The sequence below is a fragment of the Kamptonema sp. UHCC 0994 genome (assembly GCF_029167235.1).
In the GTDB taxonomy this organism is placed as follows: domain Bacteria; phylum Cyanobacteriota; class Cyanobacteriia; order Cyanobacteriales; family Microcoleaceae; genus Kamptonema.
Map to the genome: position 1 here is coordinate 41,877 of NZ_JARFTR010000017.1, position 13,568 is coordinate 55,444.

The window sequence follows — 13,568 nt, forward strand, 5'->3', positions numbered from 1 at the left end:
TTTTCCTTCAGTAAAACAGCCATGAAACAACAACTTCAACAACGCTTACAACAACTCAAAGCTGAATACGAATCGGGGAAAAAAGTTTTAGCTGAATTAGAAGCTAAACAAGCTAATGTGAGAGATACTTTGCTCCGCATTGCTGGTGCAATTCAAGTTTTAGAAGAAGAACTTGCCCAGGTGGAAAGCGAACCTCTTAGCGAATATCCCCTTTATCCCAAAACCCCTACCATAGAAGTCTCTCCTCCACCAGAAATCGAGGATTAATTTTTATTGATTATGATCTATAACCTACAGACTGCGATCGCGAACCTGCTAAAAACCGAACTGAGCGAATATTTACCTCGCTCAGAACAACATTTTACGACTAAACAGCTAACTGAATCCACCTCACAACCCTTGCCAAAAATTAGTATTTATGCTAGCAATTTTAGCCTAGAGCAAAATCTTAAAGACTCAAAATCTATCAAAACATATCCAGAGGCAAGCCGCCAAGAAATTACTGTTATCCGGGAATTTGAGCAAGACTTTTTTATTGATATCTACGACAATGACTTAGGAAGTATTGAAAAACTTGCCTCCCTGATTCTCGGCATTATCTTAACTAACTCGGAAGATTTACTTCAGGAATATAACGTTACTAAACCCACTCATTACCAAGAAAATGCAAACAAAAACCCGTCTACAACAACCACTCACTTAATTAACCAGATTAACTTCCTAGAGGGGAATTATAAAACTTCAGTCACTCCCATGATTTTTGAATTAAAATGGCAAGTTAAAGGTAACATAAAACTGGTAAGAACTGTTGCGGGAGTGCCGATTCCAATTCGAGAAATTATCTTAGAAAAAAATTAGATCTAAATAAATCCAACGAAATCAGTTATAGCAAAAGCAAGAACTTGTGCTACCCTACTATTGAATAGCACCAAATTTCACCCGGAGGCAGTTAACTTTGCTAACCCAACAACCTCAAGCTTTCCTTTTTAAATGGTTCAGCATATCTATTTGCCTCTTAGGATTTGCCAGCGAGTCTAGTTTCGCCCAAACTCCTAAAGAAACTCCCAAGGATCGAGACATCAAAATCGGTGTAGTACAAAGATTTGGCACTAAACCAACGGATAAGCTGACGCTGAAAGCAACGCCAGGTTCAAGTCTAACTTTAAGCTTCCAAACTCCCAAGGGTGTAGAAACGGCTAACACCGCCAGTGTGAAGTTAGAAGTGGCGATGAAATCCTTACCTGCGCCTGTAGTAGATGAACGAGTTATACTCAGTGCTCACCGCAGTTTTGAGAGTGCTGAAGATAGTGCTAACCAGTGGAAAGCTAAGGGAATTGAAGTAGAAATTGCTCAACCGGAACGATGGCAAGTTTGGGCAAAAAGAGATGTTTATAAAACTCCTTTATTGCGAAGATTGCTGTTAGAAAGCTTACAATCTCAAGGCAATAAAACGGCTTTTATAGATACAAAAATTGTCAAGCAAGTACCGCAGGCATTTTGGGTTTTAAATGGCTTCCGCTACAATCGCAATCAGTTAAAGGTGACGGCGGGAAATAATGCGATCGAGGTTGCGGAAGGAACTAATCCTACTCCTCAAGATTTTCGCCGATATGGGGGGAGACTGGAACTTCAAACTAATGCTTACGGTACTTATAGTTTAGTTAATGAAGTGCCTGTAGAAACTTATTTGCGGGGAGTTGTTCCGCACGAAATTGGGGCATTTTCGCCCTACGCTTCGATTGAAGCTCAGACAATTCTAGCACGGACTTATGCGCTGAGAAATGTCCGCCGTTTTGCTATTGATAATTATGAATTGTGTGCGGATACAAATTGCCAAGTTTACAAGGGATTGACTGAGGTTTATCCTGAAACTGATAGAGCAATTTCTGCGACTCGTGGTTTGGTGGTAGCCTATAATAATGAATTAGTGGACGCGCTTTATTCTGCTGCTAGCGGCGGAATTACTGCTACTTTTGGGGATGTTTGGCATGGGCCAGAAAGACCTTATTTGCGCTCGGTGATTGACGCACCTGGTAATGTTTGGGATTTATCTAAGCAGAGTTTGGCAAATGAGCAAAATTTCCGGCGATTTATGAGTTTGAAGAAGGGCTTTAATGAGGAAGGTTCGGATGCCTTTCGCTGGCGGGAGGAAACTAGCTTAGAGGCGATGACTGCGTTTCTGAAGCAATATTTTCAGAAGAAACAGAGCCCTCTAGCTAATTTTAAAGCGATTCAGCAGGTACTAATCACGGAGCGATCGCCTGCGGGTCGAGTTCTGAAAATGACTGTGCAAACTGATGGGGGTAAAATCGAAATTGATAAAGATGAAATTCGCAACGCTTTTGAGCCGCCAATCAGTACGCTGTTTTATTTAGATCCGGTGTATAACCCAGATAAAACGATGAAAGGATATGCCTTTGTGGGAGGCGGTTTTGGTCACGGTGTAGGAATGAGCCAAACGGGGTCTTATAATTTGGCTAAATTGGGTTGGAATAGCGATCGCATTCTCAACTTTTATTTTCCAGGTAGCAAAGTTGTACCCCTCGATCGATCTATAGTTTTTTGGCGATCGCCCGAAAATAAAAATTAGTAGGGTGGCAATTGCCCACCCTACTACTGAAAACGATCGTCTGTTGCTGATTTAGTCAGACTACATTTAACTTGCATCTCTTGGGAAAGCAGGATACTTAACCCATCTCTGGATAGATTGAGATGCAAGCGAAAGATTTTTTAGCTTAGTACAGAGATTCTTCTTGGTGGGTTTGGATAGTACAGTCAGACTTAGGATAAGCGACGCAGGTTAAAACAAATCCAGCCTCGATCTGATCGTCATCCAAGAAAGATTGGTCAGACTGATCCACTTCACCGCTGGTGATTTTGCCAGCACAGGTAGAACAAGCACCTGCGCGACAAGAGTAAGGCAGGTCAAGTCCTGCTTCTTCAGCAGCGTCGAGAATGTATGTATCTTCCTCAACCTCAATCGTTTGGTTAATGCCTTCAGCTTCGTTGACGAGTGTTACTTTATAGGTTGCCATGCACTGATCCTCTCAAAAGTTCTACAAAACCGATAAGCTTGCCTAATGCAAACCTTAATGTTCTATTAGCCCGTTAGGTTTGCACTTTGGTTAGTTCACTCTCTGATAGTAGGGGAAACTAGGAATTTTGCAACACTGATTTCACAGATATTCTGAATGGGATTAGTTATAACTTTTTCTAATTTCATCTTGATTACTTATACTTATGCTATTTCTGGTATTTTAAGGTGTCAGTATTCCGTCATTGCGAACGCAGTGAAGTAATCTCAAACTTCTTCCCTAGCCCCTACCCCCTAGCCCCTAGTCCCTAGCTATACTTACTGATGACAAACGACCCAGCACAAATTCAAGCCATATTTAACCGCATTGCCCCAGTTTACGACCAATTAAACGATTGGCTAAGCTTCGGCCAGCACCGCATCTGGAAGCAAATGACCGTAAACTGGAGCGATGCTCATCCCGGCGATACTTGTCTAGACTTGTGCTGCGGTAGCGGTGACTTAGCTCTGCTATTAGCAAAACAAGCCGGTGCTACAGGTCATGTGTTCGGTCTTGATTTTTCACCCGAACTATTGGCTCAAGCCAGCCGTCGAGACCAACCCATCCTTTTCCCTGCCAGCCCCATCACTTGGGTAGAAGGAAACGCCTTAAATTTACCTTTTACCGATAACCGCTTCGACTGCGCCACAATGGGTTACGGCCTCCGCAACGTCACTGATATCCCCCGCTGTCTGCAAGAGTTGCACCGAGTCCTCAAACCCAGTGCCAAAGCCGCAATCCTCGACCTACACCGCCCCAGCAGTTCCCTAATGCGGAGCTTTCAACAGTGGTATTTAGAAACCTTTGTAGTGCCGACAGCGAAACAATTTGGCATGACCCAAGAATATGCTTACATCAATTCCAGCTTAGAAAAATTTCCGACAGGCTCACAGCAAGTAGCTTTATCTCGCCAAGCCGGATTTGCTAATGCCACACACTATCCCATTGCCGGGGCTATGATGGGAGTATTGGTAATTACAAAGTAATTGTAGAGTAAGCAATGCCTAGACTAAAATCTACCTCTTAATATCAGATTTTCTCCCAGCCATTCCCCACCCTAACAGATTAGGCAAAAATATCTGTAACGCCGCCATCCTGGCGGTTTCTTTACCGCTAGGATGGCGGCGTTAAGTAGTCGGACATAAATAAACGTAATCATGTCATTGCGAGCCAAGCGAAGCGCGTCAAGCGCAGCGCGTCAAGCGCAGCGCAGTTGCGAGGCGCGAAGCAATCTGAGGCTTCCGAAGCAATCTGAGGGTGTTGCGAGCGAAGCGAAGCAAACTAATCCCGAAGCAATTCGCTTGCGCTTTGAGTTTGCTTCGCTTCGCTCGCAATGACATTCTTTATTTTTGTCCAACTACTTACTATGAGCGTGCGTAAGTCCTATCTAGGTTTTTTATTTTAAATTTTGATTTTTAATTGTGATGAACTTGTCTGACATTTTGGTTCTTTTCGCTCCTCCTATCGTAGGCGGAATCATTGGTTATTTCACTAATGATATAGCTATAAAGATGCTATTTCGACCTTATCGACCTATTTATATTAGCGGTCGGCAGATGCCGTTTACTCCCGGCTTAATTCCCCGCAACCAAGAACGTTTAGCTAAACGAATTGCTGACACGATCATGGGTTCACTGCTAACACCAACAGAATTGGAAAATTTGGCACGTCGCCTGCTACAAACTGAGCGGATGCAAGCAGGCATTCTTTGGTTGTTACAACTAGCAATGGATAAAGTCAAAGCAGATACAGATCGGAAAACAGCCAAAATTCTTGCCAATATTCTTAGAGATTTACTAGGAGAATCGCTCCCTAAAATCCTGAATATTTTATCACAACGCGAAGATTTTTTAGAAGGTCAACTCAATCAAATTTTTGACCAAGTTTTACTAGAATTGCAGTTAACAGAAGCTCAATCTGCTCAATTAGCAGATTGGCTATTACAGGCAGTATTACCCCCAGATGTGCTGCGGCAAGTGTTGATTGATTTTCTTACTGACCGCAACATTTCAATTATTGATGAAGGCTTTCGAGAAAAGACTAGCGGCACTTATTGGGTAGTAGCTAATTTATTCGGTTTGCGTAATACTTTGACTCGGCTACGGACTTTTTGCCTAGATGAAAAAGAAGCGACAAATCAAAGATTAACTGAATTAATTGTTTCTCTTGGGTTGCGAGGCAGAATTCAGGAATGGCTGCAAAATCTGTCAATGCAAAATTTACCAGTGGCGACAGTGCGGCAATTACGAAAAACAATGCGAGATAGCGTCCGCAGTTATCTACAAGAAAAGGGAGTTGATTTAATTCAAGGATTGAGCAAATCTATCGACTGGGAAAATATGTCAGTCTTAATTCTGGACAGATTGCAAAATTCATCAGTGATGAATGCTTCCCTAGAAATAGTCAGCAAAGAACTTGCTTTGGTTTTAGAGCGCTATCTAGAGCGAGATTTAGAGAAAATTGTAGCTCAGGCTATCCCAATTTTGAATATCGATCAAGTAATTATTGACCGGGTTAAGAATACCTCCCCCGAAGAACTTGAACTGGCGATTCAAGGAATAGTTAAAAGTGAGTTGCAAGGAATTGTGAATTTAGGCGGAATTTTGGGTGTAGTAATTGGTTGTTTACAGACTTTTGCTCTGTTACTTCAACGGTAAATTACCGCGAATCTGACCTTTGTAACGCCGCCATCCTGGCGGTATTAAAAATTTTCGTCTGACCTTTGTAACGCCGCCATCCTGGCGGTATTAAAAATTTTCGTCTGACCTTTGTAGCGCCGCCATCCTGGCGGTATTAAAAATTTTCGTCTGACCTTTGTAACGCCGCCATCCTGGCGGTTCCTTTACCGCCAAGATGGCGGCGTTACCAATATTATGGCTTAATTTAGATGTTTTACCGCCAAGATGGCGGCGTTACCAATATTATGGCTTAATTTAGATGTTTTACCGCCAAGATGGCGGCGTTACCAATATTATGGCTTAATTAGATGTTTTACCGCCTTGCGATAGTTAGTAAGTATTTGATATTGACTAAAAATTAAATAGCCTAATGGTAGCCCTGTTAATCCTAATGCCAGCATGACAAATAAATTCATAAATCTATATTGGATTGCAATTCCCATAGTAAAACTAAAGGCTGCAATCAAACAGGAAATCAATCCACCTGTTGAATACATTCCCGCCCGAAATCCTGATAAATTTCCTGATAGCGACTTACCCAAATTATGCCTGACAATATACCCTGTCGTCGCTCCAATTATAAAGCCAAATACAAACCCCAAAGAAGATTTATAACCAAAACGATATTGATAAACTACTGCTGTACTTACCGTACTCCCCAGTATAGGGATAGAGCCAAATGCTCCTGCTAATCCACCTAAAAATCCAGTTCCGGTTCCCAGTATTATGCCTATCCAAGCCATCAATTCTATTAGACCTTCTTCCTGTTGTCCTACTATCAAGCTTTCAAGAAATCCCACAGCTAAAGTAACTATAAATAACACAGCTAGAGAGCGTTTAGGCAATAAATTGGGAGCGAGTTTGGGGGTTTTAACCTTAATAGTTACCGAGTGAGTTGGTGATGAGGCGATGGCGTTCAATAAAATCTGGCGTTCATAAGTTTTATCTGCCAGCAATTGACTGGTATCAACTATCACTTCGCACTTAACGCGGTTGCCTTCAAATTGTTTGGGTTCAAAGGTAATCCAAGGCTTGTAACCACTACGGCGGTTCGGTTCTTTTGGGTGATAAGCAACTTCCCAACCTCCTTTTAAGATAGTATCAGGAATGGAGTTGCTAACTGTAATACTTTGAGCGATAATTTCACCGTATTCTGTTGGTTTAAATTCCAGACTATCGGGATTAATCCTAACTTCTGGTAAACGTTCAATCTCAATTTTATTCAGCGCTTCTAAGGCGGCGGCGGCGCTGGGATAGCGTTGGATAGGATAAGCTTCCATCATTTTTTCTAACCATTGAATAAAAGAGAAGCTAATCTGTTTAGAAACTAAATTTTGAAAATTAATGCGGCCTTGGGTATCAAATAAGGTTTTAATTTGGCTTGATGGTCTCTGAGACAATAAGCAGGCTAGGGTGGCTCCTATACTATAGAGGTCTGTAGCTCCTGTGAGTTCGTTATTGCGGAGTTGTTCGTGGGGCATGAAACCAACTGTTCCAGCAGCGGCGTTATTGATAACAGTTTGTGTTCCCTGAATATTTGGCAAGCTAAAGTCAACCAAATAAACCTTAAAATCCTCGTCTATTAAGATATTTTCTGGCTTGATATTCCGATGAATTACTGGCGGAGTCTGAGTTTGCAGATAGATAAGAATTTCTAACAAAAAAACTGTTAATTGCTTGATTTCTTCTGGGTTCCAAATGCGTGTTTCTCCTAACGATTTTGCTTCTTTATATTCCCATACTAAAGCTACTCCGTTAGGAATTTGAAAGGAATTAAGGCAGCAGGGTATACTGGGATGAGAAAGTTTTTGTAGGATTTCAATTTCGCTTTGATATGCTTTGAAGCCAGCCCATTCTGAGTCTGGTTTTGCAAAGATAAATTGCTTGATCGTGACTGGATTTTGTGTTAAATTATCCTTTGCCAGATAGGTAATACGACCTGCTTCTGGATTGCGGCCTAGTTCTCTAATCGCCTGATAGCGGGAGCGGGGTTTAGCTGTTGGTGAGAGGGTGTTCATGGCTTTTCGCCTCAAGGTAGATGTCAATGATTTGAGTGCAAAGGAAGAAGGAAGAAGGAAGAAGGAAGAAGTATTTAGTTATCTAGAACAGAAGTAAATATCAATTGCTATTATCAATAACAGCGGTAAAGCTGATAGGATACACCCACAGTGTGGTAACGAGCAAGGTCAATATTACAAACCCTTTGCATTTTATAACTTTTAGACGATCGATCGGAAAGTGACAACTTAAGGGGATAGTCTGGTCGTCCCAATCCAGCGCCAACGACCCACAAATTGAGCGGCCCTGCTGGCAAATCTCGCAACTTAGAGAGACTTTGCCATACAGTATCATATCCGCTAATAGGAGGTGCAGTATCAAGACTATTTCGCTGCAAGAAAGCCAGATAGACACCAGGCGTACTATGGGGATAGACTTTACGGAGTTCTAGGGCAAAACTTAGCCCTAAAGCTACGTCCTGAAAATTATTATACCCTACCGCAACCAAAAGGGGAATAGCTGAATTTAGGCTCATATCTTTTACCGCTTTGTGAGGATGATAAGGTTTTTGAAAGGCTAAATTTGAGGTGACAAATACTGAACTCAGAATGCCAACTAGCAAAATAATAAACAATGAGTATGTATACTTATGTTGTTCAAGTTTGATTTGGTTATTTTTAATACAGCTTGCTCCTAAAAGAGCGCATAATGCAGGGAAATAAACATAGTTATAGCGAGGAGCAAGGGTGATATCTTTGTTCAAGATGTAGACAATAATCAAAAAAAATATCAATGCAATTATAATAAAACTTACCAGCATTTTTGCTGTTTCCTGTGTTTGGTAACAGGAGCAAATTTGCCCAACATTTAACCAGAGGTATCGCCCCAACCAGCCTGCGAATATAATCATTAAAAGAGCTGCTGGGATTTGAATCCAGAGAGATTGCTTTTCTATAGGTAAGGCGATGTAAAAAATTAGCCATCCCGCTAGAGTTTGGTAGAGTGGAGCAATCGGATTGGCAAGTTTTAACCAGTCAGTTTCACCTTGGCTAGAATAGCGAATTAGTGTCATCATTCCCGGTATACAGAAGGCAAAAGGTAATAGTAATAGAGGAATATTAGAAGATAATAAAAAGGCAGAATGCGGAGAAGGCGAGACTCGGATACAGGGAGAAGTTGAGAGGCCGGAGATAGGTAGATTGTTTTCTGTATTCCTATTTCTGCATTGCGTATTCTCTCCTCTTATTTTTCTCTTCTTATTTCTGCTTTCTACATTCTGCCTTCTGCCTTCCGTCTTCTGCGTTATTAAAGTTATTACTTGAGCGATAAAAGCGATGATCGAGAAGTAGTGGACATAGAAACTAATACTATTAGTTGCTATCCAGAAAAACCAAACAAAGGGACTAGGTTGTTGTTGACGAGATAAATCTTGCTGTATTTGGATAAATCCCAGAAGTGCTAAAGTAATTAGTAGCATTGGTAAAGTGTAGTGGCGGGCTTCTTGGGAAAGGTAAACGGCAAAAGGAGAAACGGCCATAATCGCTGCTCCTGTAAGGCCTGCGGCGGCAGAAAATGCAATGCGGTTGAGGCAATAAATAGCTGCGATTGTGGCGACTCCTGCTAATGCTGGTAAAGCTCGCAGTTTCCAAGTAAGCGAATGGAGTAAGTCAAAATTAATTGCTTTTAGCCACTGGTACATTAAACAAAAAAACAGGGGCGGATGGGTAGACTGAGTAGCAACTGTATGTGCAATTTGAGGACAAGTAACTCCCGGTTTAAGGGTAAAGATTGGCTCCAAATAGTTGAGGGAGAATGCTATATTTAGAGGAATGTCATTGTAGCTTCTTCCTAAGCTGAACAAAGTAGTAATGACTTCATCCATCCAGAGAGGTTTCAAGTCCAGATGCCAAAACCGTAGGACAGTGCCGAAAGTGAGGATTCCCAATAAAGCTAGGTAATGTGGAAGATTTTTCATTCTGTAATTTATATCGGAGCATAGTTGCTAAATTTACACTAAACATCTACCTTTAGATGTAAATAAAATACAAATTTCATGTCGAAACCAAGCGATCGAATATGCGATCGCTATAAATAATAATTAAAGCCATGTATAAATTGACGTAGGAGTTACTGATAATTGGTTTGTAACGCCGCTCTGGCTTGAGGTTAAGATACCGCCCAGAGGGCGGCGTTACGTGAGGAATGCGTAAGTCCTAGTTTAATTGGAAGCTGGAGGATTTGGATCTTTAACAGGGGGAATAGTCTGCTGTTTCCGCAATCGATTAAGGCCGTAAATCCCACCTGTAATCAGCAGCAAATAAGGGCTATAGGCTAATAACCAAAGACTTAAAGCAAACAAACCAAGGGTAAATTCGCCCACAGAATGAGTTGCTTTCCCCCAGGATTCTTGTACGCGCAAACCTAAAGATGGTTCTGGTGTTTGTGTGGCAGAAACTGCGGCTTCTAAATTGAGATTAATGGTAGAGTAAGCTACTTGATTTCGTAAGCTTTTTAACTGAGCGTCAATGCGTTCAATTGACTCCCGAATATTACTCAATTCTTGAGAAGCTTTGAGTACGTCGCTAATAGAGCCGGATCTGTCCATAATTTTCAAGACCATTTCTTCTGATTTACGCAGGTTTCGCAGTCTGGCTTCACTATCGACTAATTGATCGGTAACATCCTCGGCTGTGAGGGAACGATTTTGTACATTTCCTAGTTTTGCGAGAGCGTTTAGTGTGGTTTCTAACTTTTCTTCAGGAACTCTAATTTGCATTGAGGCCGTGTGGCGAATACTGCTATCTGGTGGTTTTTGGTTTTGAAAACCTAAGATATCGCCTTGCTGTTTTTGAACAAGATTAGAAACTGCTCGCGTACTCTCATCAATGGATTTGACAACAAGAGTTATTTCTGCTTTTTTAATTAGTTGAGGGCGCGATTTTGGTTTTTCTGCTGTTGCTTGTTTCTGTGAAGGTGAAGCTGCATCCATTACTGCCTGTGGTGCTGCGGTTGATGCCATTGGAGCTCCTGCTTTTGGCATATTTGCTTCGTTTTGCATTGTTTGATTCCTTTGGCTATTGCTACCACAGCTAGCCATTCCCAGCGCAGACGACACAATTAAGGCGATAATCATCATAGTTTTTCTGGTGCGGTTATTGGCTTGAGTCTGGTTTTGCTTAGGGAATTGTGGCAGGAATTTTACTGAGGTGTGAGTTTTCATTGATGGTTTTTCCTATAAAAAACTTTAGGGGATTGAGTTTTGTACTTGATTTAACTTAATCTCAAGTAGATAGTGCTAGCTTAGCTGATACAAAAATTGAAACGACCTAAACTATGCAGCTTTCTGCTGAAATCTCTAATTTTTAATTGCCATGACAGACGATTTTGATGCTAATTTCACAGACTCAACTATTAAAATGCTTGATACTGCATCGCCACAGTCAGACTCCGGTACAGCAAAGCCAACTGCGATGCCTTCGGCTGGCGCGATCGCACCAATTTCGCGAGAGGAAGCTTGTCATCAACTTCTCAAGACTCTCCGGCCAGGACAAGATCGAATGGGTGAATGGCAAGGTGGCAGACTCGCGGTTTCGGCGGTTCCAGGTGCGGGTAAGTCTACTGGGATGGCGGCGGCGGCAGCTTTGGCGATCGCAAATTTTCACCTTAATAGTCGCCGTCAATTAATAGTTGTCACTTTTACCCGTTCCGCAGCGGCAAGTATTAAAGCTAAAATCCGCAAGAACTTGCAAGCATTATCTTTATCAGAGGGTGGTTTTATTGTTAACACGCTGCACGGTTTGGCTCTAAATATTGCTCTCCGTCACCCTGATTTATCGGGTTTAGATTTGGAAAATTCGACTTTGATAACGCCGAACAAAAGTCACAGGTTGATTCGGATTTGTGTAGAACAATGGATAGTAGAAAATCCGCGACGCTATCAAATTTTACTTGAAGGTAATCAATTTGATGGTGAGGAAACAGAACGAATGCGTCGCCAGTCGGTTTTGCGTACTGAAATTTTGCCACAATTGGCTAGTACAGTGGTTCACGAGGCAAAATCTTCTGGTTTGTCACCTGAAAAATTGGAGGAAATGAGCGATAATGTTTTTGATGACAATTATCAAATTTTGGCGGTGGCTGCTGGGTTGTATAAGAAGTATCAATCGCTATTACGATCGCAGAATTTTATCGACTACGATGAAATGATTTTAGCAGCAATTCGGGTACTAGAAAATCCCAACGCTTTAGCGATGGAGCAGAAGCAAGTATTCGCAGTTTTTGAAGATGAAGCTCAAGATTCTACGCCTTTGCAAACTAAGTTATTAGAAATATTAGCTAATGATGCTACTAATCCTCATCTACCTCCTAATTTTATTCGAGTCGGAGATCCAAATCAAGCAATTAATTCCACTTTTACTCCTGCCGATCCGATTTATTTTCGTCAATTCTGCGAAGATTGCCAAGTTGAAGGTAATTTAGCCACAATGAACCAGGCTGGCCGCAGTACGCAAAGTATTATTGATGCTGCTAATTTTGTTTTAGAATGGGTGAATAATTCTAAATTAACTGGTAAAGAAAAACCTTTCCGCAATCAAAGTATTCTGGCTGTATGTAATGATAAGACCAAAGCTGATGTTAATCCAGCTCCCGAAGGTCGAGGTTTAGAAATATGTCAACCTGTTGATATTTATGACTCTATAAGGTTAATTGCTGAGAGAGTTTTACAGTTGTTTGCAGACTTAAAAAATGACAAATCAGCCGCAATCTTAGTAAGGGAAAATAAACAAGGACGGTTTGTTAGAGATGTGTTAGAAAACCCCCTCAAATATAACATGAAGTTTGATTTAAGTAAATATGAGATTAGAGTGGAAGATGTATCAGAAAGAGAACGCTATTCTCAAGTTCCCTCTGAAATTTTAGCATTACTCCAATTTATCGATCGTCCTCATTCCCCCGATTATCTCAAGGCTGCCTTAAAAGTCTTGAGCGATCGCGAACTTATCCCTAAGCAAGATTATAATGCTCTCGCTACACAATCAGAGCAGTTTCTTTACCCCGGCCCCCTCGATCCACCACAGTCGGAGCGGGTTCGTAAATGTCGGTATTTTTGTTGTAACTTGCTTCATGCTAAGTTAGAATTGCCGATTTATCAGTTAATTTCTTTTCTAGCTTTATCATTACAATATAACCAGACAGAGTTAGCTACTGCCGACAAATTGGGAGAAAGAATTTTCAAACAAACTGCTGGTAATAATTCTATGAGTGCGATTTTAGATGCACTCATAGAAATTGTTGGTTCTGAGCGATTTGAGCCTGTAGAAGTACCGCTAGAAAGTGATAACGATAGAGAACATCCCTATGTGCGAAAGCGCCAAGTTACTATTATTACTATGCACAAAGCTAAGGGGTTAGATTGGGATTATGTTTTCCTACCATTTTTACAGGAAACAACTATTCCGGGCGGTTTGCGGGTATTTCCCCAATCTCGGTTTTTAGGAGATTTTACATTAGCTGAAGTAGCACGCGCTCAAATTCGCGCTAGTTTACATCAGCAATTTCCTTTGCCAGATATCGGTACTGCTTGGGAGTTAGCGGGATATTTGAAGATGTCAGAAGAGTTTCGATTGCTGTACGTGGCGATGACACGAGCGAAGCGTTTGTTATGGATGGCGGCGGAAAAGAAGGCTCCTTTTAGTTGGAATAATTTGGATAATTTGCAGGAGCAAAAGGCAAGTCCTGTAGTGTTAGCTTTGAAGGAGAAATTTGCTAATTAGGAATTATAAGTTACGTAACGCCGCCCTCTGGGCGGTAAAATACC

Annotated in this window: 10 protein-coding genes; 6 read left to right on the top strand and 4 right to left on the bottom strand. The window is 41.4% G+C overall.

Translation table 11 applies throughout. The features are described 5' to 3' along the window. Positions 1 to 21: 21 nt before the first annotated feature. From PY364_RS01735 to PY364_RS01745, 3 genes are all read left to right on the top strand, one after another. A complete protein-coding gene (locus tag PY364_RS01735) occupies positions 22 to 267 on the top strand; it encodes a hypothetical protein (RefSeq protein WP_275519927.1) in 246 nt (81 codons plus the stop codon). A 12-nt stretch (positions 268 to 279) separates the two neighbouring features. After that, the gene (locus tag PY364_RS01740) at positions 280 to 858 is read left to right on the top strand and encodes a hypothetical protein (RefSeq protein WP_275519929.1); all 579 of its coding nucleotides are present in this window, start codon (positions 280 to 282) and stop codon (positions 856 to 858) included. Positions 859 to 955: 97 nt separating this feature from the next. Beyond that, on the top strand, positions 956 to 2,590 hold the full coding sequence (locus PY364_RS01745) for a SpoIID/LytB domain-containing protein (RefSeq protein WP_275519931.1): 1,635 nt from the start codon (positions 956 to 958) through the stop codon (positions 2,588 to 2,590). 145 nt (positions 2,591 to 2,735) lie between these two features. Here PY364_RS01745 and PY364_RS01750 read toward each other — a convergent pair whose 3' ends face one another. Next, a complete protein-coding gene (locus PY364_RS01750; protein WP_275519933.1) occupies positions 2,736 to 3,035 on the bottom strand; it encodes a ferredoxin in 300 nt (99 codons plus the stop codon). A 323-nt stretch (positions 3,036 to 3,358) separates the two neighbouring features. On the opposite strand from PY364_RS01750, the gene ubiE reads away from it, so the two are divergent. Next, complete coding sequence (gene ubiE / locus PY364_RS01755; protein WP_275519935.1) at positions 3,359 to 4,060, top strand: bifunctional demethylmenaquinone methyltransferase/2-methoxy-6-polyprenyl-1,4-benzoquinol methylase UbiE; 702 nt, start codon at positions 3,359 to 3,361, stop codon at positions 4,058 to 4,060. A 438-nt stretch (positions 4,061 to 4,498) separates the two neighbouring features. Continuing rightward, entirely contained in the window at positions 4,499 to 5,731 is a 1,233-nt protein-coding gene (locus PY364_RS01760) for a DUF445 family protein (RefSeq protein ID WP_275519937.1), read from the top strand. A 314-nt stretch (positions 5,732 to 6,045) separates the two neighbouring features. Here PY364_RS01760 and PY364_RS01765 read toward each other — a convergent pair whose 3' ends face one another. The 3 genes from PY364_RS01765 to PY364_RS01775 all read right to left on the bottom strand — a co-directional run bounded on the left by PY364_RS01765 (position 6,046) and on the right by PY364_RS01775 (position 10,970). Then, positions 6,046 to 7,770 (bottom strand): serine/threonine-protein kinase, encoded by a 1,725-nt coding sequence (locus PY364_RS01765; RefSeq protein WP_275519939.1) that lies wholly within the window; start codon positions 7,768 to 7,770, stop codon positions 6,046 to 6,048. Positions 7,771 to 7,883: 113 nt separating this feature from the next. Next, on the bottom strand, positions 7,884 to 9,725 hold the full coding sequence (locus PY364_RS01770; protein WP_275519941.1) for a glycosyltransferase family 39 protein: 1,842 nt from the start codon (positions 9,723 to 9,725) through the stop codon (positions 7,884 to 7,886). Between the two features lie 243 nt (positions 9,726 to 9,968). Next, entirely contained in the window at positions 9,969 to 10,970 is a 1,002-nt protein-coding gene (locus tag PY364_RS01775; RefSeq protein ID WP_275519943.1) for a DUF4349 domain-containing protein, read from the bottom strand. A 151-nt stretch (positions 10,971 to 11,121) separates the two neighbouring features. Between PY364_RS01775 and PY364_RS01780 the strand changes: the two genes are divergently transcribed. Beyond that, on the top strand, positions 11,122 to 13,524 hold the full coding sequence (locus PY364_RS01780; protein ID WP_275519944.1) for an ATP-dependent helicase: 2,403 nt from the start codon (positions 11,122 to 11,124) through the stop codon (positions 13,522 to 13,524). Positions 13,525 to 13,568 lie beyond the last annotated feature (44 nt).

What these genes read in the sequence shown, in the direction of transcription:
- PY364_RS01735 (WP_275519927.1), top strand. Translation starts at nt 22, where the DNA reads ATGAAACAACAACTTCAACAACGCTTACAACAACTCAAAGCTGAATAC.
- PY364_RS01740 (WP_275519929.1), top strand. Translation starts at nt 280, where the DNA reads ATGATCTATAACCTACAGACTGCGATCGCGAACCTGCTAAAAACCGAA.
- PY364_RS01750 (WP_275519933.1), bottom strand. Translation starts at nt 3,035, where the DNA reads ATGGCAACCTATAAAGTAACACTCGTCAACGAAGCTGAAGGCATTAAC.
- ubiE (WP_275519935.1), top strand. Translation starts at nt 3,359, where the DNA reads ATGACAAACGACCCAGCACAAATTCAAGCCATATTTAACCGCATTGCC.
- PY364_RS01760 (WP_275519937.1), top strand. Translation starts at nt 4,499, where the DNA reads ATGAACTTGTCTGACATTTTGGTTCTTTTCGCTCCTCCTATCGTAGGC.
- PY364_RS01765 (WP_275519939.1), bottom strand. Translation starts at nt 7,770, where the DNA reads ATGAACACCCTCTCACCAACAGCTAAACCCCGCTCCCGCTATCAGGCG.
- PY364_RS01770 (WP_275519941.1), bottom strand. Translation starts at nt 9,725, where the DNA reads ATGAAAAATCTTCCACATTACCTAGCTTTATTGGGAATCCTCACTTTC.
- PY364_RS01775 (WP_275519943.1), bottom strand. Translation starts at nt 10,970, where the DNA reads ATGAAAACTCACACCTCAGTAAAATTCCTGCCACAATTCCCTAAGCAA.
- PY364_RS01780 (WP_275519944.1), top strand. Translation starts at nt 11,122, where the DNA reads ATGACAGACGATTTTGATGCTAATTTCACAGACTCAACTATTAAAATG.